This window comes from Kitasatospora sp. McL0602, assembly GCF_052076145.1.
Lineage (GTDB): Bacteria > Actinomycetota > Actinomycetes > Streptomycetales > Streptomycetaceae > Kitasatospora.
In genome coordinates, this window is record NZ_CP197246.1 from 1,424,809 (window position 1) to 1,443,745 (window position 18,937).

Here is an 18,937-nt window from a genome sequence, read left to right on the forward strand (position 1 = left end):
CACTACCCGCACCCTCCAGCCGCACAGGAGCCCGCAGTGCCCGCGAAGCCACTCCAAGCACTGGTCGACCACGCCCGGACGAACTCGCCGTTCTACGCCGAGACCTACCGCGACGTGCCGCAGACCATCTCCCACCTCACCCAGCTCCCCGTCATCGACCAGGGCGCCTTCTGGGCCGCCAACACCTGGCCGGACAACCGCCTGCTGACCGGCCCGCTGACCGACGCGGGCGTCTACAAGACCGGCGGCACCACCGGAGTTCCGAAGTTCTCGCCCTGGACTCGCACCGAGCACGCCGACTCGGTGACGGCCTTCGGCGCCGGTCTCGTCCAGGCCGGGCTGAGGCCGGGCCACCGGGTGGCCAACCTGTTCTGCGCCGGCGAGCTCTACGGCGGCTTCCTCTACATCGAGAACGCCCTGCACCACGCACCGGTGGAGAACGTCCGCCTGCCGGTCGGCGGCGCAGCCTCCGAGGAGTACATCGCCGACCTGATCTCCGGGTTCGGCGTGCACGTGCTCGCGGGCGAGCCGATGAAGCTCAGCGCGGTGGCCGAGCACCTCGTCCGGCACGACCGGACGGCCGACTCGATCGAGCTGCTGCTCTTCGGCGGCGACCTGCTCTTCGCCGACCTGCGCCCGATCCTCACCCGGGCCTTCCCCAAGGCGGCCGTCTCCTCGCTCGGCTACGCCTCGGTCGATGCCGGGCTGGTCGGCGCACCGGTGCCGGGCGAGGACGTCCGGGTGCACGAGGCCTTCCCCAATCGTACGGTGGTCGAGCTCGTCGACGACGTGACCGGCGAGCCGATCACCGAACCGGGCGTCCCCGGCCGGGTGGTGGTCACCAACCTGTTCCGTACGCTGATGCCGATCCTGCGCTACCCGACCGGTGACCGGGCCGAGTGGGTGGACCCCGGGCGGCAGCGGTTCCGGCTGGTCGGCCGGTCGAACGAGGGCGCCCGGGTCGGCACGGTCGCGATGCCGACCGAGGAGATCCGCGCGGTGCTCATCGAGGCGGACCGGGACCACTTCATCTCCGGCATGCAGCTGGTGCAGCGCCGCTGGGACGGCCGGGACGGCCTGATCCTGCGGCTGGGGTGCACCGAGCAGCCGCCCGCCGAGCTGAGCGCCCGCCTGGTCGAGGCGGTCTACCGGGCCCGCCCGCTCTACCCCTCCGAGGTCGCACTGGGCGCCATCCACCACCTCGTCGTCGAGTGGGTGCCGCGCTCCGGACTCGCCACCAACCCCCGGACGGGCAAGCTCCAGCAGGTGATCGACGAGCGCCCACCGGCCTGACCGGGCCGGGCTCTCAGCCGCGCACCGACCGATCCGTCAGTCGGTGCGCGGCTTTCCGGCGAGCACGAAGCTCTGCCCCCGGAACTCCGCCACGACCTTCCCGGTCGACTGCCGGACGGTGACGTCGTAGATCCCGTTGCGCCCGGCACGCACCCGCTCCACCGCCTCCGCGACGAGCTCGTCGTCCACGGCCGCCGGGGCCAGGAACGTCACCTGCGCGGCCTGCGCGACCGTCACCGGGCCGTAGCTGTTGCAGGCGTACGAGAATGCCGCGTCGGCGAGCAGGAACAGAAAGCCGCCGTGCGCCATCCCGTGCCCGTTCACCATGCTCGCGGTCACCCGCATCCGCATCGACGCCCGCCCGACGGAGACCTCTTCGAGCGCAATTCCTAGGCTCTGACAGGCCTGGTCACGCTCGTACAGCGCGGCGATCCTGGAATTCCCCACGGCGGCCGAACCGCTTTCCGCGCCCACGACTTCCTGCTCTCCCCCGGGAACGGCGCGAATTGGTCCGGCCGCGTCTTCCCCGAATTACACCGAGCCGCGCCGCCGCCTGTCAACGGCCGTCCGCCCCCGGCGCGCCACCCCGCCGGTCGGTCTTCGGCGGGGTGGCGATCTTCGACGGTCAGACCCCGGGCGGCAGGGTCGCGTTCGCCACGGTGTCCTGCGCCATCCGGGCCCGGTAGCGCGGCGCCTGGTCGGCTCCCAGGTGGGTCGTCACGTACTCCGCGCCGATCAGCCGGTACCGGGGGTTGCCCGCGGCCAGGGCCAGGTGCTGCTGAGCGGCCGTGCCCAGCACACCCGTCCCGGGGGCGGCCGCCTCCGCGATCAGGAAGTCGGCGTACGGTTCGGCGTGCGCCGCCAGTTCGTGGTTGAGGATCTCCACGATCGTCCCGGCGAATCGGGTGCTCGCGCTCGTCGTCAGCTTCACCACCACGGTGAGCGCCGCGCCGGGGTGCGCCGCGAGCCAGACCCGCAGCGAACCGGCGGTCTCCGCCGTCAGGTCCTGCTGCTGGCCTCCGGCCGGGACACCGATCAACTCGGTCTCCCCGACCGGCATCCGCCCCTGGGCGCCCCGCACGACCACGTTGGCCCCGGGGATGTTCGCCAACTTGCCCAGCATGGTGGCCCCCAGGATCGCGGGCGCCGGCCACAGCCCCCAGACCGCGTCGGCTGCGGCCGCCGGGCGGTCGCAGAGCGCCAGTTCGGCCTGAGCCGCCTGGAAGATCGGGTCGTTCGCGAACAGGCCGATGAACTGAAGTGCCATCTGTCTCTCCCCCCACACAGGGCGGGCGCCCCCACACCCACCCAACCCCCCGGCACCGGGACCGGTGCCGGGCGGCAATCGTTCCACGGCGGCCCTGACACGACAAGTAACGTGCAGGGAACGGAAAGTGACAGTCGGTCAGTCCGATTCCCCGGCCCGGGAAACGCGAACGGACGGGGCAGCGGTGCAGCGCACCACCGCCCCGTCCGTCGGGGTCAGGCGTCGGGGTCGGACCGCTGAGGTCAGGCCGCCGGGGCCGGGTACGTCGGGTACTCGACGCCGGAGACGTGCTGGACGACCCGGATCACCTGGCAGGAGTAGCCGAACTCGTTGTCGTACCACAGGTAGAGGATGGCGTTGTCGCCCTCGACCTTGGTGGCACCCGCGTCGACGATCGAGGCGTGGCGCGAACCGATGAAGTCGCTGGAGACCGCGTCGGGGGCGCTGATGAAGTCGATCTGGCGGCGCAGCGGCGAGGTCAGCGACACCTCACGCAGGTGGTCGAGGACCTCCTCGCGGGTGGTCTCGCGGGCGAGCTGCAGGTTGAGGATCGCGATCGACACGTCCGGCACGGGCACCCGGATCGAGCTGCCGGTGATCTTCGCCTTGAGGTCGGGCAGCGCCTTGGTGACGGCCGAGGCCGCACCGGTCTCGGTGATCACCATGTTGAGCGGTGCCGAGCGGCCACGACGGTCGGACGAGTGGTAGTTGTCCAGCAGGTTCTGGTCGTTGGTGAACGAGTGGACGGTCTCCACGTGACCACGCAGGACGCCGTACTCGTCGGCCATCGCCTTCAGCGGCGGGACGATCGCGTTGGTGGTGCAGGACGCGCAGGACAGGATCTGCTCGTCGGGCTTGATCGAGTCGTGGTTGACCCCGTGCACGATGTTGGGCACGTCACCCTTGCCGGGTGCGGTCAGGACGACCTTGGCGATACCGGGCTGGAGGTGCTTCGACAGGCCCTCGCGGTCACGCCACCGGCCGGTGTTGTCGATCAGGATCGCGTCCTTGATCCCGTACGCCGGGTAGTCGACCGTGGTCGGGTCGTCGGAGTAGATCACCGTGATCTCGGTGCCGTTGGCGATGATCTTGTTGTTCGCCTCGTCGACCGTGATCGTGCCCTGGAACTGGCCGTGGATCGAGTCCCGGCGCAGCAGGGAGGCCCGCTTGACGAGGTCGTCACCCGCGCTCTTGCGGACGACGACGGCACGCAGCCGCAGCCCGTTGCCCGAGCCGGCCTTCTCGATCAGCAGGCGGGCGAGCAGACGGCCGATCCGGCCGAAGCCGTACAGCACGACGTCGCGCGGCTCACGGCGCTCCAGCTTGTTGGCGCCGGTGGCACCGGCCACCGCCTCGGCGGTGAACGCCTCGACCGACAGGCCGCGGGCGTCCGCGCTGTACGTCGCGGCCAGCATGCCGATGTCGATCTGGGAAGGGCCGAGATCCAGCGCGGCGAGCGCCTGCAGGAAGGGCAGCGTCTCGGTGACCGAGAGCTCCTCACCGGCGATCTGGCGGGCGAACCGGTGAGTCTTGAGGATGCTGACCACCGACTTGTTCACCAGGGAGCGGCTGTGAAGCAGGACGGTGACGTCCCTCTCACGATGCAGCCTCCCGATGATCGGGATCATCGACTCCGCGATCTCCTCTCGGTTCTTCCAGTTCGTGAACACGTCCTCGTTGACAGTCACAGGTCCATCTTTCGGGTTAGGCGATGTTCACATGCTAGCTTTCGGCCCCCGCGATCACTCGACCGGTCCCACCCCCAAGCCACCACCCCACCCACATGGCCGCCCAGGTCAGCCGGGTACGTCCCCGAAGACGGCCGGCAGAAGGTGAGACCGGAGCGAGCGGCCAGGAGGGCGCGCACGCAGTCGTCGCGCCGCCCGCGCTAGATGCGCGACTTCCGCAGCGAGTGCAGAGCAGCCCCGGCCAGAGCCCGCGTCGACCGGACGACCGAGAGCTTCTCGTGCTCGCGGTACAGCGCCCAGTTGTGCTCCACCAGCGCCATCTTGTTCGAGGAGAGCGACCCCGCCCGGCCGGACCTGTAGACGGCCAGCGGCTCCTGCAGACCCCGGGCGAGGTGCCCGTCCCGCATGATCGCCAGCCACAACGCGTAGTCCTGGCGCTTCGGCATGTCCGGCATCAGCCGCGTGCCCAGCACCGTCCGGGAGTACATCGCGGTCAGAGCCCCGATGTGGTCCTGCACCAGCATGTCCCGGTACGTCACGCTCTCTCGTGCCGCGACCACCCGCCCGTTCGGGACGAAGTCGGCGGCCTCGCCCGTGTAGTCGCCGGCGACCTTGTAGTAGGAGGTGAAGGTCAGTGGAGCATCGCCTTCGGCGGCGAACGCGAGCTGCCGCTCCACCTTCTCCGAGAGCCACATGTCGTCGCTGTCGAGGAAGGCCACGTACTCCCCCCGCGCCCGCGCCAGGGCGAGGTTGCGGGCCCTGGCCGCGCCGCCCTGCTCGGGAGCCGCCTGCGGGCGCACCCGCTCGTCCTGGCGGGCCAGGTCCTGCAGCAGGCCCATGGAGCCGTCGGTGGATGCGTCGTCGGTGACCAGCAGCTCCACATCGGCGTGGGTCTGCGCGAGTACGGAGCGCACCGACGCGCCGAGAGTGGCGGCCGAGTTGTGCACCGGCATCACCACAGAAACCAGGGGCACAGCGGTGCTCCTCACCCGGGTTGGAGTCGTCATGGATGTTGCTGTCGCTGGTCAGGGCTACGTGGGACTGCCACTCGCCGCGCGCGCCGCCGAGGTGGGCCATCGCGTCGTCGGCTACGACGTGGACCTGCACCGTATCAACCGGCTCACCACCGGCCAGTCATACGTGGAGGACGTGACCTCCTCGCGGCTGCGCGCCGTTGGGTTCGATCCGTTCCTGCCCCGCGCCGAACCGTGGCGGCGCCTGCCCGACTTCGACGCCTTCGTCTTCCGGACGCGCCGACGAGCAGCCACGGGGGCGGTGGGGACCGCCCGGCCGTGACTGCCCGGGGTGACGCGGGGTCAGGAGTGCCGGATCAGAACTGGGTGCTGATCGTCACGCCGCTGAAGTCGGAGTTGGCGTAGAGGCTGATGTAGCGGTAGCCGGCCGTCGGGTTGGTGACGGTGATGGCCTGGGTGGTGCCGGGGTTGGTGGACGAGGCCGTGAAGGCGCTCGGCGAGGCCCAGGTGTCCGCGTTGTAGTAGAGCGACGCGGTGCCGGTGCCGCCGGAGGTCGTGACCTTCAGCGTGCTGGTGCCGGCCGGCAGGTAGACGTACATGTAGTCGGTGCTGCCCGCCGTGCGGGCGCGGTTGGCGCGGGAGCAGTTCTGGCCCATCGCGTCGGTCCGGGTGTCGGTGCAGGTCGGCAGGGTGGCGGTGCCGGTGCCGACGGCCACCGTGACGGAGGTCGGGGTGCTGGCGCTCTTGCCCGCGCTGTCGGTGACGGTCAGGTCGACGGTGTAGGTACCGGCGGCGACGTAGCTGTGGGTCGGGTTCTGCACGTCGGCGGTGGTGCCGTCGCCGAAGCTCCAGTGCCACGAGGTGATCTTGTTGGAGCTGGCGGTCACGATCGACCGGTCGGTCAGGGTGACCGTGGGGCCGCTGACGGACTGGTCGAACAGGGACGTCGGGCCGGCCGCGTAGCAGGCCCCGCCGGCGCAGGTGTTGAGCCAGGCGTCGAAGTCGGCGTCGTAGCCGGTGCCGATGTTGTTGTAGACCGCGTAGCCGCCCTGGTAGTCACCGGTGCGGAAGTGCCCGAGCATCGAGTAGATGTCGGCCGGGTGCTTCTCGAACATGTACCGGACCGCGAGGTAGCCCCACGGGTAGACACGGGTCGAGTCCGAGTTGCCGTACGTGCTCTGGAAGAGCGTGCTGAGCTTGTACGTGTGCTTGGCCGCCTCCGTCATCGCCTGGGTGTCGGTGGTGCCGCGGTAGGTGTAGGACTGGTACTCGGCGACGCCCTCGACCCACCAGATGTTCGGGACGGACATCTCCTGGGAGAAGGTGCCCTTCATGTCGTAGACACCGTCGAGGTAGTGCGTGTACTCGTGGTTGAGGTTCCACACGTTGCCGGTGAAGCCGTCGATCCAGGACTTCTGGTACATCACCGAGACGGCCTGGTTGTTCGGGTCGGTCGGGTCCATCAGGGTCTGACCGCCGTTGTCGGTCGAGTTCCCGAAGATCGCCCAGGAGTACGTGAGGTAGTCGGCCTGGTTGGCGAAGACCGCGAGGGTGATGTTCTTGTCGTACTGGCCGGGGACGCGGCCGTTGTCCTTCACCAGGTTGTGGAAGAAGGTGTCCTCACCCTGGAGGCTGGCGCAGACCGCGGCCAGGTCGGCCGCCGTGAGCGCCTCGGCCTGGACGGTGCGGTTGTCACAGACCAGGGTGTGCGGCAGGACGGCGGCGGTGAGCTTCGCCGGCAGGTTGCAGGTGTTGTAGTACCCGCACTGGGCGCCGTCGTACTGGTTCGCCTGGAAGGCGGTGTGCACGTAGAGCGAGCCGGTGACGCCGGTGATCTGCGCGGAGTCGAGCACCGCCTTCACCAGCGGCTTGGCCACGGCCTCGATGGTCGGGCTGTCACCGGAGATCCGGGCGAGGTCATTGCCCGCGTTGACGTCGAGGAAGGCGTTCGCGGTGCCGAGCAGGTCCTTGTGGTTGAGCGCGAAGCTGCCCAGCGTGTTCAGGATGCTCGGGTCGGCGCCGACGGCGGCGACGAAGTCCGGGTTCCAGCTGGCCCGCCAGAGCGGCGCGGAGAGCACCGAGTTGACGGCGTTCACCATCTTCGGGAAGGCGTTGTACGAGTTGTTGTAGCCGTTCAGGACCTGCTTGTAGACGTTCAGGTAGCTGCCCTGGATGTTCGCGCTGTCGGTGAGGACGAGCACGTCGTACAGCACCAAACCGTTGTTGTCGCTGACGTCCGCCCAGTGCTTGCTCGCGAAGAACGCGTCGAGACCGGCCTTGGTCGCGGCGGTGAGCGCGGCGGAGTAGGGTCCGACGGCACCGGCGTTGTAGGACTGGACGTAGTAGCCGGCCCGCAGGAAGATCACGAGCTGCCAGATGCCGGTCGAGTTGTCACCGGTGTAGTTCGCCGCCAGGGCCTGGAAGGCCTTGGCGACGGAGAGCATCTGCTGCTCCTTGAAGATGTTGCCCGCGTCGGTGCCGGTGACGTTGTACAGCGTCTTGACGCAGTCCGTCGTCGAGCTCTCGACGAAGGCGACCAGATCGGCACCCGTCCGGCTGCCGAAGTCGCCCGGCGTACAGCTCTGGGCGGCCGCGGCCGCAGGGGCGGCGGCGTTGCCGACGGCGGCCGCTGCGGCACCGGCGGCCGACTTGACGGGCTTGCCCGCCGACGCCTTCTGCTGCGCCGGGCGCGGGGTGGTCTGCACGGCGGTGCCGGCCGGCTGGCCCATCACGACCTGCCCGAGCAGGGCCGGCGGCAGCGGGGCGGCGACCGGGGCGGAGTCCTCGGCGGCGGCAGCGACGATCGGACCGAGCGGCTTGGGGGCGACGAGCGAGCCCACAGCCGACGCCTTGGCGGTGACGGGGCCGGTGGCGGCCAGCGCGGGCGCGGGCAGCATGGTGGCGGCGGTGGCACAGCCGGCGACGACGGCCATGACGGTGGGGAGTGATATTCGCAGACGCACTGCTGAATCCTTCACCTGTGGGGGGAGCTGACTGGACGTCAAGCGCGGGCGAGGGGGAGTTGACGTGCATCCTGCCACCGGATGAGCGAATGAACAATGTCACACGTCATATAGCTTTCGGGCAGGCGTCATCGCCCCTACGATTCGCGGTGCTTCGTCCCCCAGCGGGCGCTATGCGTCAGTCGGTCGGCAGCCGGAGTTCGGCGACCGCACCGCCTGCCTGGTCGTTGCGCAGGTGCAGGGTGATGCCGAGGGCCTCGGCATGGCCCTGGGCGATGGTGAGGCCCAGGCCGTGGCCGTGGCCGCGTTCGCGGGCGCCGGTGCGGAAGCGCTGCGGGCCCTCCCGCAGGATGTCCTCGGGATAGCCCGCGCCGTGGTCACGGACGGTCAGGCACGGCCCGTCGACCTGGACGAGGACCGGGGCGCGGCCGTGCCGGTGCGCGTTGGCGACCAGGTTGGAGACGATCCGGTCGAGCCTGCGCACGTCCGTGGTGACGACGGCATCGGCGACGACCCGCAGCTCGGTCGGCTGCCCGGCGGCCGCCACCATCCGGGTCACCATCCGGGTCACCACCGGGCCGAGCGGGACGACCGCCAGCTCGGGGCGCTCGGCGCGGGCGTCGAGGCGGGAGACCTCCAGCAGGTCCTCGGTCAGGCTGCACAGCACCCGGACGCGGTCCTGGACCAACTCGGTGGGCCGGCCCGGCGGCAGCAGTTCGGCGGCGGTGAGCAGCCCGGTCAGCGGCGTACGCAGCTCGTGCGCGACGTCGGCGGTGAAGCGCTGCTCACTCGCCAGCTTGCTGCTCAGCACCGCCGACATCGAGTCGACGGCCGCCGCCAGCTCGGCGACCTCGTCGCGCGGACGCCCCAGCGGGCCGATCCGGGCGGCCAGGTCGCCCTGGGCGATGGTGCGGGCCGTCCGGGCGGCGATCCGCAGCCGGCGGCTGATCCGGTCGGCGGCGAACACCCCGGCCAGGACGGTGACGACCACCGAGAGGGCGGCCGAGACCAGGATCGTCCGGTCGAGCTCGGCGATGGCCTTCTCGTCGTCCGCGTAGTCCACCCGGACGGACACCACCTGCACCGGCGTGGGGCCCCCGCCGATCCCGGCCGCGCCCCACATCGCGGTGCCGTTCGGCCCTGGGCCGAGCGCCGACCCCTGCCGCCCGCGCTCGGCGAGCCGCCGCAGCTCCGGCGGGAGCGCCGGATCGTTGGGGACGGTGTTCCAGCCCACCAACTCGCCCGTCCGGTCGTAGCCGGTGAGAGCTGAGTCGAGGGCGTTCTCCGCCGACTTCCTGGCCTGCGCGGTGTGCTGGTGGACGGAGGCCTGATGGACCAGCAGCCCGACGGTGAGGGCGACCAGGAAGGAGACCAGGGCGACGGTGGCGGCGATCTGCCGCCGCAGGTTCACCCGGCCCGCCGCAGCTTGTAGCCGAAGCCCCGGATGGTCTCGATCCGGCCCGCGCCGATCTTGGCGCGCAGCCGCTGCACGTGGACGTCCACCACCCGGCTGTCGGCGCCCCAGGAGTAGTCCCAGACCCGTTCGAGCAGCGTCTGACGCTCCAGCACCACGCCGGGCGCGGCGGTGAACTCCAGCAGCAGCCGCAGCTCGGTCGGGGTGAGCGGCACCTGCCGCCCGGCGATCCGGACCTCCATCGCCTCGGTGTCCAGCTCCAGGCCGTCCACCACCCGGACCGCCCTCTCCGGGGCGGCCGGAGGCTCCGTCCCTGCCTGGGGCGTGACGCCGGTGCGGCGCAGCACCGTACGGATCCGGGCCACCAGGACGGCGCTCTCGAAGGGCTTGGTGATGTAGTCGTCGGCCCCGGCCTCCAGGCCCGATATGACGTCGATCGGGTCGGTGCGGGCCGACATCATCAGGATCGGCAGCTGGCTCTCCTCCCGGATGCGGCGGCAGAGCCCCACCCCGTCGAGCAGCGGGAGCATCACGTCGAGCAGCAGGATGTCCGGGCGCTGCGCGCGGAAGCGCTCCAGCCCCTCCAGGCCGTCCTCGGCCGTCTCGACCGGGAAGCCGTAGCGTTCGAGCGCCATCCGGGTCGCCTCGCGGATCACCTCGTCGTCCTCGACGAGCAGGATGCGGGGAGGCGGGTTCACGGGGCTGGGGTTCACGGTGCTCGGGTTCACGGTGCTGGCCTCGTTCACGGTGACGGCTTCACAGGGGCGATGGAGGGGACGGCGGAAGGGGCTGCGGAGCGGACCCCTGAGGGGAGCCCGGACGGCAGGGCGAAGGTCGGGGCGGCCGAGACCGCAGGCCCGGGGCGCGGGTTGCCGTCGGAGGTGCCGTTGTCCGAGGCGCTCCTCGACGGCCGGGGCGGCCCGGCGGTGGGTGCGCAGACCGTCGGGGAGAAGGTCGGGCCGGTCCCCTTGATCTGCCGGTCGATCAGCACCATCCGGACGGACCGCCAGCCGTACCGGGTGTTGGTCTGCGAGTCCGGGCCGTTCGGCTCGTGCACGACGAGCTCCGAACCGGCGGTGTCGGCGGTGAAGCCGGCGAGCACCTTCTGGCCCAGCACCGGGAAGACCTGACCGTCCCGCACGGTGTAGACGTGCAGGTAGGCGCCCTCGGTGGCGGTCACCACGGCGGTGATCAGCTCCGGTCGGCCGTCCCCGCTGAGGTCGCGGTACTTCGCGTCCTGGACCAGGCAGCCCTGACAGCCCGCCAGTGCGGCGCGCTCCTCGGTGGACAGCCCGGGGTCCTTGGCCAGGACGGTGCGGGCGTCCAGGCTCCGGGGGTCTCCGCTCGGCGCGGTGAGCCCCGGCAGCGCGGTCGGCGGCGGCTGGTCGGCGGGCGCCACGGCGGTGGGCGACGGGGAGACCACGGCGGCCGGCCAGAGCAACTGCGGGCTCGGGTGGGCGGTGACAGAGCGGGTCTGCCCGGCGTCGTGGAGCTGCCCGGAGCCGGAGCAGCCGGTCACCGCCGCGAGCGCCAGGACCGCCAGGGCGATCCCTCCGATCCAGGTCCTCACGTGGGGTGCGCCTTTCGGGAGCTGCGGTGACGCGCGGGCGCCGGGTCGGTGGTCGGTCGGTGGTCCAGTCTGCAACACCGGATGCCGCGCGCCTTCCGGGGGCCTGGTCGGAAGGACAGCTGGTCAGACAGGCAGCTCGTCAGGAAGGCAGCAGGTCAGGAGGGCAGCTGGTCCGCGAGGACGATGATGTTGTCGCTGTAGTGGCCGTTGCCGCCCAGGCTGCCGCCGCAGGTGATCAGCCGGAGCTGCGGGGTGGTGGTGTTCCCGTACACCAGCTCGGTGGGGAAGTCGGCCTTGGGGAACTGCTGGAGCTCGCGCACCCGGAACGAGACGGTGCTGCCGTCCTGACGGCGGATGTCGATCCGGTCGCCGGGCTTCAGGTCGCGCAGGCGGCTGAAGACGGCCGGGCCCTTGTGGGTGTCGAGGTGGCCGAGCAGGACGGCGGGGCCGGTCTCGCCGGGGGCGGGGCCCTCGCGGTACCAGTCGACCTGGCCGGGCCGGTCCAGTGGCGGGACCTCCACGGTGCCGTCGGCGTTCAGACCGCCGGCCTCGACCGGGGCGTCCACCCCGATCCCGGGGATCGTCAGGTGGACGGGCGGGGCGGCGGGGTGGCCGGTCGGCTGGACTGCGCCGGTGCCCGGTGTCTTCGGTGTGGCAGAGGTAGCAGAGGTGGCCGGTGTCGCCGGGAGCTGCTGGGAGGTGTTGATTCGGACCGGCGGGTGGTCGGAGCCGTGGCCGATGACCACGACGCCGAGGGTCAGGGTGAGGGCGCCGACCGCCGCGGCCGGCGCCCACCTGGGGCGCCGGCGGCGACGGTGTCGGCTAGCCCCGTGCGCCGGCACGGCGACGCATGACGGCGAAGCCGATGCCCGCCACACCCGCGGCGGCGAGCCCGCCACCGGCCGCCAGCGTGCCGGTCGACGGGCCGGTGTTGCCCTCACCGGTCTGGGCGCCGCCCTTGGGGACGGTGTGCACCTGCGGGTTCGAGCCCGTCCCGGCCGCCGTCGGCGCGACGGACGGCTGTGCAACGCCCGGAGGCGTCGTGGAGAAGCTCGGCTTGGCCGAGGCGGAGACGCTGGGCGAGGCCGGAGCGGCGGACGGAGTGCCGTCCGCGAAGGCCGCCGAGCCCGAGACGGCGAAAGCGCCGACGAGACCGACGGAGACCAGGGCGAGGCGCACCGCGTGGCGGACGGTCGTGGTACCTGACATGAAGCTTCCTCCGAATGCTCACCACCCCCGGCCCGATCGCCGGGAGTTGGTAGAGCAGACGTTAGGAAGCCCACCTCACGGTGATCGCCCGGCTCTGTAACGGCCACCGGCCGACTCTGTAACAGTCCTGCCGATCTCACCCTGCGCGGAAGCGGAGCCGGTACTCGGTGGGCGTCGTGTCGAGCTTGCGCCGGAACGCCCGGACGAGGGTGTCGGTGGTGCCGAACCCGCAGCTGGACGCGAGGCGTTCGAGCGTCACGTCGGTGGATTCCAGCTGCTGGCGGGCCCGTTCGACGCGGGCCGACTCGACGTACGAGCTCGGGGTGGTGCCGAGTTCGGCCTTGAAGATCCGGGTGAGCTGACGTTCGCTCACGTGCGCGTACGCGGCGAGATCCGCGACGGTGAGCCGGTCGCCCAGGTGGCCCGCGATGTGCTGGCGGAGGTCCTCGATCCGCCGGGTCGTGGAGACCGGTTCGAGCGGGACGCTGAACTGGCTCTGCCCGCTGGGGCGCTTCAGGTACATCACGAGCTGCCGGGCGACGCGCAGCGCCGTGGTCTCGCCGAAGTCCTCGGCGACGAGGGCGAGCGACAGGTCGAGGCAGGCGCTGATCCCCGCACCCGTCCAGACATTGCCCTCCCGGATGAAGATCGGGTCGGCATCGACCTCGATCTGCGGGTAGTCGGCGGCGAGTTGAGGCGCGGTCGACCAGTGCGTGGTGGCGCGTCTGCCGTCGAGCAGCCCGGCGGCGGCGAGCAGGTGCGCCCCGACGCAGACCGAAGCGACCCGGCGCGACCCGGCTGCCAGCACCTTCACCCAGCCGACCACGGCGGGGTCGGTGAGCGGCTGCACCCGGCGGCTGCTGTCGACCTCGACGGCGCCGGGCACCAGGAGGGTGTCGATCCTTCGGGCCGCCGCCTCGTGGAAGGTGAGATCCGGCAGGATCCGCACCCCGGCGGCGGTGGTGACCGGGTCCATCGTCTCGGCGGCGAGGACGACGTGGTAGCCGGTCGCGTCCGCCGTCTCGCGCTGCACGAGCGAGAACACCTCCGGCGGCCCGGTGACGTCGAGCAGGTCGACGCCCTCGAAGAGGACGACGACGATGAGTCGTCCGACCGTGGTCATGGGGTCTCCGTCCTGGCTCATCGGGTGCTCCGTTCAGCCGTCCGACCCGATGTCGGTTTCTGCGGGTTGGACGTCATTGCCGACATCCGAAGCCAACCGTAGCGTTCTTGGTGCGGCCCACCGCAAGTGGGCGAAGGACCCGGCACCAGACCTGAGGCGGCACCCCATGACCAGTCCCATGACCACTCCCAAGACCACGACCCTGCGCGCGCTGAACAGCTTCGACGAGAAGCCCGCGTCGCTCGCCGAATCGACCCTGATCCTGGTCGACTACCAGAACACCTACGTCGGCGGAGTGCTGGAGCTGGACGGCTGGCAGCCCGCGCTCGACTCCGCCGCCGATCTGCTGGCGCGGGCCCGTGCGGCGGGCTCGAAGATCATCCACGTCATTCACGACGGCGGCGAGGGCAGCCCGTACGACATCCGGGCGGAGATCGGCGGGATCCACCCGAGGGTGGCACCGACCGAGGGCGAGCCCGTCGTCGTCAAGCAGGCCCCGGACGCCTTCGTCGGCACCGACCTGGGTCAGCACGTGGACGCCGCCGGGCACGAGGACGTCATCGTCATCGGCTTCATGACGCACATGTGCGTGACGTTCACCGCCGCCGGCGCCTTCCTCCGGGGCAACCGGCCCACCGTGGTCGCCGACGCCTGCGCGACCCGCCCGCTCCGGTCCCAGCTCCGGTCGATCGACGACGACCTGCCCGCCGCCCAGATCCACCACAGCGCGCTCGCGACCATCGCCGACCTGTACGGCGTCGTCGTGGAGTCCGGGAAGTCCCTGACCTGATCCGCACCCCGGGCTTGAACGTGTTCAAAACTCCCCCTAGGATCATCCCCATCAGGTTTTGAACACGTTCGAAACGGAGTTCCCCGTGGACTACACGGTCGTCAGTTACGCCGTCTACCTTCCGATCGCCACCGGCGTCACGGTCTGGGTGGCCCGCACCCTCAGCAAGAACGGCCGGATCTTCCTGGCCGACGTCTTCGCCGGCGACGAGAAGCTCGCCGACGCGGTCAACCACCTGCTCGTGGTCGGCTTCTACCTGATCAACCTGGGCTTCGTCGCCCTGTGGATGCGCAGCGACGCCCACATAGCCGACGTCCAGGGCGTCTTCGACAACCTCTCCTACAAGCTCGGCACGGTGCTGCTGCTGCTCGGCGTGATGCACCTCGGCAACGTGTACGTGCTCAACAAGATCCGCCGCCGGGGGGCGCTGGACAAGCAGGAGCGGCCGCCGGTCCGGCCGCAGGGCATGGTCCCGGCCATGCCCGGGGGCGTCGACCCCTGGATGCCGAAGTGAGTGAGCAGCCCGTCCGGCTGCTCACCGTGCTGCACGACCCGGCCTGCCTGCTCTGCCGCCGGCTCACCGCCTGGCTGCGCGGGCAGCGCCAGCTCGTACCGCTGGAGTTCGTCGCCGTCGCCTCGGCCGAGGCCCACGCACGGTTCCCGGGGCTCGACCACGACGCCTCGCTCGGCGAGATCACGGTCGTGGGCGACACCGGCGAAGTCTGGCGGGGCCCGCACGCCTTCGTCACCTGCCTGTGGGCCCTGGCCGAACACCGGCCCCTCGCCAACAGGCTCAGCACCCCGGCCGGCCTCCCCCTGGCGAGAGCCGCCGCCTTCGCCGCCGGGAAGTACCGCGCGGCCACCGCAGCCGGGCGCGTCCCACCAGGTGCCGAGGGGACACCTGGTGGGCCGGGCCCCGCCCCGGACAACGACCCCGACGACATCCCGGACTGCCCCACCGGCAGCTGCTCGGCCTCCGGCCCCGGCTGAGGCGCCGCCGTGGTCAGTGCTGGGGGAAGAGCTTCGCGAGGATGAGCTTGGTCAGCTCGTCGGAGGGTGCCGTGCCGTCCGGTGACTGGTTGAGGTTGACGAGCACCACGACGGTCGCGCAGCGCTCGGGGTCGTACCCGACGAAGGCGTTGTAGCCGGGGATCTGGCCGTCGTGGCCGAGGAAGCCGAAGACATCGGCGATGCCGAGCCCGTAGGTCGGCCGGCCGGGCTGGTCGGAGGTGGGGATGAAGTTCAGCCGCTCGCGCTGCAGTTCCGGGCTCAGCAGGGTGCCGGTGGCGAGGGCCGGGGCCCAGCGCCGCAGGTCGTCGACGGTGGAGGAGGCGGCGCCTGCAGCCCATGCCCAGGAGGCGTTGACGTGCGTGACGTTGTACGGGTTGCCGGCCGACCAGTCCGCCCAGGCCGCGTCCTTCCCGGTCAGCGTCGGGGCCGTCAGGCTGGCGACGTTGCTGATGAACTGGTAGCCCTCGGCGTGCGGCTCCGGGATCGTGGCGTCGCTGTCCAGGGTGGTCTCGTGCATGCCGACCGGGTTGAAGATCCGCTCCTGGAACAGCCGGGCGAGCGGCCGGCCGGTGAGCTGCTCGGCGATGAGGCCGAGCAGTACGTAGTTGGTGTTGGAGTAGTGCCAGCCGCCGCCCGGCGGGAAGTACGCCGGGTGGCCGAAGGCGATGTCCAGCAGCTCCTGCGGCGTCCACTCGCTCTCGGGCCGCTGGTCGAGCCGCTCGTTGAAGGCCGGGTCCTCGGAGTAGTTGTACAGCCCGCTGGTCATCTGGAGCAGTTGGCGAACGGTGATGTGCTCGCCGTCCGGCACCTCGGGGCGGAAGGCCGACACCGGGTCGTCCAGCGTCAGCCTGCCCTCCTGGACCAGCTGGAGGACTACCGTCGCGGTGAAGGTCTTGGTGATGCTGCCGACCCGCAGGTGCTGGTCGGTCCGGATGGGCGCACCGGTCGCGAGGTCACCGGTGCCCAGGGTCGTCGTCCAGGTGCCCCACTCGGGCGTGCTGACGGAGACGATCGCCCCGGGGATGCGCAGTCGCTGCATCATCGCGATCAGATCCGGCGTCAGCTGCTCCGCGAACGGCGGTGTGGCCGCCGCACGCACGCCCGGCACGCCCTGCACGCCGACGGGAGCGCCCAGCGCGGGCGTCGCGGCGGTCAGCGGCAGCACGGCGGCGAGCAGCAGCGCGGCCCAGGGCCGGGCACGGGTGGCCCGCCTCCGGGCTGTTCGGCGGCCCCCGCCCGTCGGGGTCCGGTCAGGAGCGGGGTGGGCCATCGGTCCGGTCTGCATACGTCGCATCCAGGTCGCCTCGGAGGGAATGGTCCCACCCGGTCTAACACCGGGCCGGAGTCCCCGGGCCGCCTTCCGCCGTCGGTGGGCGTGTTCAGGCGGCGTGTCAGCTTGGCTTCGCCGGTGCGAAAACCCGGGTGCGGGGGCTCAGGCGGTTCTGCGAGCATGGCCCGATGTCCCAGCGTCTCGAACACGTCGTCGTCCGGCACACCCACCGCGTCCCCTCCCCCACCGGGCCTGCCGGACAAGGGGGTGTTGCGGCGCGGCAGTTCGACGCCGCGCTGATGTCGGTGGGGTTCAAGCTCTCGGCGGAGCTGCTGGAGCGGCTGGCAGGGCTCGCCGAGGAGACGGTGGTCGAGACCGCCGCGCACACGCTGGGCGCCGTACGGGAGTTGGTCGGCGACCACGTGCAGCACAATGTCTACTTCGTCGACTTCCCGGCCAACGTGCCGGACACGTTCGACTTCTGGATGCGCTGCATCGCCGGGGCACTCGCCGACGACGCGACGCGCGCGAGCACGCTCGCCCAGCTGCGCACCGGCGTGGTCGACCTGCTGACCCTCCCGTCGTACGGCAACTACCAGCACACGTACGCCGAGATGCTCGCCGCGCACGACGAGCTGATCGCCGCTGCGGGCGACCGGATGACCGTCCTGCACGTGGGCGCCGGCGTGGCCGAGGAGGCCACCGCCCTGTACCTGGCCCTGGCGGGCAGCAGCACGCCGCTGGGCGAGGAGGGCCTGCGCGACCTCGGGGTGCTCGCCGGGCACTGCGCGGACGGGCCGCAGCCCGAGGAGATCCCCGTCCGGGAGAACCGGGCCGTCGTCAACCGGGCCCGGCTCGACGCCGGGGCGGCCCTGCTGCTGGACACCGTCACCGACGTGCTCCGCCTGGCCTGCGCACTGTCGGACGGGGACGTGACCCTCGCGGAACCGACCCGGTTCCGCTCCCTCACCCGGCCGGTCCGCCGCGCGCTGCTCGCCGGGCTCGACGCGGTCGTCGCCGAGGCACCCGCCAAGCTCGGCGACGTCCTCGCGCACCGTGAGGCGTTCAAGCGCCTCGGCGAGCGGCTGCACCCGCACGAGTACCCGCGCTGGCCGCACGCGGCCGACGTGTTCGCCGTCGCCCGGGGCGAGTTGGAGGCCCGCACCTTCGACAGCCGGGTCGAGCAGCTGCTCGACGCGGGCGACGTCACCGGCGCGGCGCGGCTGCTGACGGCCGCGCCGGGCAGGCTGTTCCGTGCCCTGGACCGGCTGCTGCGCTCGTGCAGTACCCAGGACGAGCGCGACGCCGTCGTGGCCGCCGCCGAGCAGGTCGCGCCACAGGCCGCCGGGCGGATCCTGCTGTCGGTCCGCGAGCACCTCCAGAACCGGACCGAGACGACCAGCAGCAGCCGCATCTTCGTCAACCGCCTCGGCCGGGCCTGGGTGACGGCCGACACCCGCGCACCCCTGCCCGCGACCGAGCGCAAGCGCCTGATCGCCGCACTGGACGCGGAGACCCGCCGCCGCCTCCCGGCGCCGGGCCGGCTGCTGATCGACCCCGACGTCCTCGACGTCGCGCTCCCGCTCAGCGGCAAGGCGACGGCCGCCGGGCTCGGGGTGCTGCCCCGGGGGTCGCTCTCCCCCGTCCGAGGGGAGCTGCTCCGCTTCTTCGTCTACTGGAAGCAGGCCGAGCAGACCACCGACTTCGACCTGTCGGCGCTGCTCCTGGGCGCCTCGTACGAGACCGTCTGCTGGCTGTCGTACACCGAGCTCACGCAGTTCGAGGGCTCGCACTCGGGCGACATCACCGAAGCACCGGACGGCGCCTCGGAGTTCATCGACCTGCGGCTGGCCGCCGTGCGCAGCACCTTCATCGTGCCGCAGGTCAACATCTACTCGGGGGAGGGCTTCGAGGAGGTCGAGGAGTCGTTCTTCGGCTTCATGCTGCGCGACGCCGAGCAGCAGGGGCGCCCCTTCGAGGCCCGTACGGTGCGGATGAAGTCGGAGCTTCGCGGTCCCGGCCGGGTCGCGCTGCCGTTGGCGTTCGTGCGCGGGCGTGACGGCAGCTGGCGGGCGAGGTGGCTGCACATGTACCTGAAGGGCGCTCCGGTCGCCAACCGGGTGGAGGGCAACCGGGTGTCGGTCGCGATGCTGCTGCGCAGCGTCGTCGAGCGGGACTACCTGACGGTCCGCCACCTCACCGACCTGATGGGCGGCGGCGCCACGACCACCACGCTGTGGGACGGCGGGGCTGCCCCGGACGACCCGGTCACGTACATCGGCCTGGCGCGCCCGGAGGGGCTGCACCCGGACTCGGTGGTCATCACCCCCGAAAATCTCCGCGACCTGATCCCCCGCTGACTGCT

At 71.5% G+C, this 18,937-nt stretch carries 17 protein-coding genes and 1 tRNA gene; 7 read left to right on the forward strand and 11 right to left on the reverse strand.

The genetic code is table 11. The features are described from left to right. Positions 1-36 precede the first annotated feature (36 nt). Positions 37-1,293 carry a phenylacetate--CoA ligase family protein gene (locus ACR68M_RS06675; protein ID WP_441249499.1) on the forward strand — a complete coding sequence of 419 codons (1,257 nt, stop codon included), beginning with the start codon at positions 37-39 and terminating at the stop codon, positions 1,291-1,293. A gap of 36 nt (positions 1,294-1,329) precedes the next feature. On the opposite strand, the gene paaI is transcribed toward ACR68M_RS06675, so the two are convergent. The 4 genes from paaI to ACR68M_RS06695 all read right to left on the reverse strand — a co-directional run bounded on the left by paaI (position 1,330) and on the right by ACR68M_RS06695 (position 5,222). Next, positions 1,330-1,740 carry a hydroxyphenylacetyl-CoA thioesterase PaaI gene (paaI, locus tag ACR68M_RS06680; protein ID WP_441249500.1) on the reverse strand — a complete coding sequence of 137 codons (411 nt, stop codon included), beginning with the start codon at positions 1,738-1,740 and terminating at the stop codon, positions 1,330-1,332. A 178-nt stretch (positions 1,741-1,918) separates the two neighbouring features. Beyond that, positions 1,919-2,560, reverse strand: coding sequence for a hypothetical protein (locus ACR68M_RS06685; RefSeq protein ID WP_441249501.1), 642 nt, complete (start codon positions 2,558-2,560; stop codon positions 1,919-1,921). Between the two features lie 242 nt (positions 2,561-2,802). Continuing rightward, positions 2,803-4,248, reverse strand: coding sequence for a glyceraldehyde-3-phosphate dehydrogenase (locus ACR68M_RS06690; RefSeq protein WP_441249502.1), 1,446 nt, complete (start codon positions 4,246-4,248; stop codon positions 2,803-2,805). A 200-nt stretch (positions 4,249-4,448) separates the two neighbouring features. Next, positions 4,449-5,222 carry a glycosyltransferase family 2 protein gene (locus ACR68M_RS06695; protein WP_441249503.1) on the reverse strand — a complete coding sequence of 258 codons (774 nt, stop codon included), beginning with the start codon at positions 5,220-5,222 and terminating at the stop codon, positions 4,449-4,451. 31 nt (positions 5,223-5,253) lie between these two features. On the opposite strand from ACR68M_RS06695, the gene ACR68M_RS06700 reads away from it, so the two are divergent. Next, positions 5,254-5,544 (forward strand): hypothetical protein, encoded by a 291-nt coding sequence (locus ACR68M_RS06700; RefSeq protein ID WP_441249504.1) that lies wholly within the window; start codon positions 5,254-5,256, stop codon positions 5,542-5,544. A gap of 34 nt (positions 5,545-5,578) precedes the next feature. Here ACR68M_RS06700 and ACR68M_RS06705 read toward each other — a convergent pair whose 3' ends face one another. The 5 genes from ACR68M_RS06705 to ACR68M_RS06725 form a co-directional block, all read right to left on the reverse strand. After that, entirely contained in the window at positions 5,579-8,185 is a 2,607-nt protein-coding gene (locus ACR68M_RS06705) for a collagenase (RefSeq protein WP_441249505.1), read from the reverse strand. Between the two features lie 178 nt (positions 8,186-8,363). Then, on the reverse strand, positions 8,364-9,596 hold the full coding sequence (locus tag ACR68M_RS06710; RefSeq protein WP_441249506.1) for an ATP-binding protein: 1,233 nt from the start codon (positions 9,594-9,596) through the stop codon (positions 8,364-8,366). After that, on the reverse strand, positions 9,593-10,234 hold the full coding sequence (locus ACR68M_RS06715) for a response regulator (protein ID WP_441251526.1): 642 nt from the start codon (positions 10,232-10,234) through the stop codon (positions 9,593-9,595). Before ACR68M_RS06715 ends, ACR68M_RS06710 begins: the two co-directional genes overlap by 4 nt. Positions 10,235-10,341: 107 nt before the next feature. Next, positions 10,342-11,169, reverse strand: coding sequence for a hypothetical protein (locus ACR68M_RS06720; RefSeq protein WP_441249507.1), 828 nt, complete (start codon positions 11,167-11,169; stop codon positions 10,342-10,344). Positions 11,170-11,324: 155 nt separating this feature from the next. Next, positions 11,325-11,915 carry a class F sortase gene (locus ACR68M_RS06725; RefSeq protein ID WP_441249508.1) on the reverse strand — a complete coding sequence of 197 codons (591 nt, stop codon included), beginning with the start codon at positions 11,913-11,915 and terminating at the stop codon, positions 11,325-11,327. A gap of 177 nt (positions 11,916-12,092) precedes the next feature. Between ACR68M_RS06725 and ACR68M_RS06730 the strand changes: the two genes are divergently transcribed. Beyond that, positions 12,093-12,170 (forward strand) — tRNA-OTHER (locus ACR68M_RS06730). A gap of 344 nt (positions 12,171-12,514) precedes the next feature. On the opposite strand, the gene ACR68M_RS06735 is transcribed toward ACR68M_RS06730, so the two are convergent. Further along, positions 12,515-13,501 carry a GlxA family transcriptional regulator gene (locus tag ACR68M_RS06735; protein ID WP_441249509.1) on the reverse strand — a complete coding sequence of 329 codons (987 nt, stop codon included), beginning with the start codon at positions 13,499-13,501 and terminating at the stop codon, positions 12,515-12,517. A gap of 178 nt (positions 13,502-13,679) precedes the next feature. Here ACR68M_RS06735 and ACR68M_RS06740 point away from each other — a divergent pair, with 178 nt between their 5' ends. The 3 genes from ACR68M_RS06740 to ACR68M_RS06750 all read left to right on the forward strand — a co-directional run bounded on the left by ACR68M_RS06740 (position 13,680) and on the right by ACR68M_RS06750 (position 15,281). Continuing rightward, the gene (locus ACR68M_RS06740) at positions 13,680-14,291 is read left to right on the forward strand and encodes an isochorismatase family protein (RefSeq protein ID WP_441249510.1); all 612 of its coding nucleotides are present in this window, start codon (positions 13,680-13,682) and stop codon (positions 14,289-14,291) included. An 85-nt stretch (positions 14,292-14,376) separates the two neighbouring features. Next, a complete protein-coding gene (locus ACR68M_RS06745; protein WP_441249511.1) occupies positions 14,377-14,805 on the forward strand; it encodes a hypothetical protein in 429 nt (142 codons plus the stop codon). After that, a complete protein-coding gene (locus ACR68M_RS06750) occupies positions 14,802-15,281 on the forward strand; it encodes a thiol-disulfide oxidoreductase DCC family protein (RefSeq protein WP_441249512.1) in 480 nt (159 codons plus the stop codon). Before ACR68M_RS06745 ends, ACR68M_RS06750 begins: the two co-directional genes overlap by 4 nt. Before the next feature lie 13 nt (positions 15,282-15,294). Here ACR68M_RS06750 and ACR68M_RS06755 read toward each other — a convergent pair whose 3' ends face one another. After that, entirely contained in the window at positions 15,295-16,596 is a 1,302-nt protein-coding gene (locus ACR68M_RS06755) for a serine hydrolase domain-containing protein (RefSeq protein ID WP_441249513.1), read from the reverse strand. Positions 16,597-16,760: 164 nt separating this feature from the next. Between ACR68M_RS06755 and ACR68M_RS06760 the strand changes: the two genes are divergently transcribed. Continuing rightward, positions 16,761-18,932: a hypothetical protein gene (locus ACR68M_RS06760; protein WP_441249514.1), complete on the forward strand. Its 2,172-nt coding sequence runs from the start codon at positions 16,761-16,763 to the stop codon at positions 18,930-18,932. Positions 18,933-18,937: the final 5 nt, after the last annotated feature.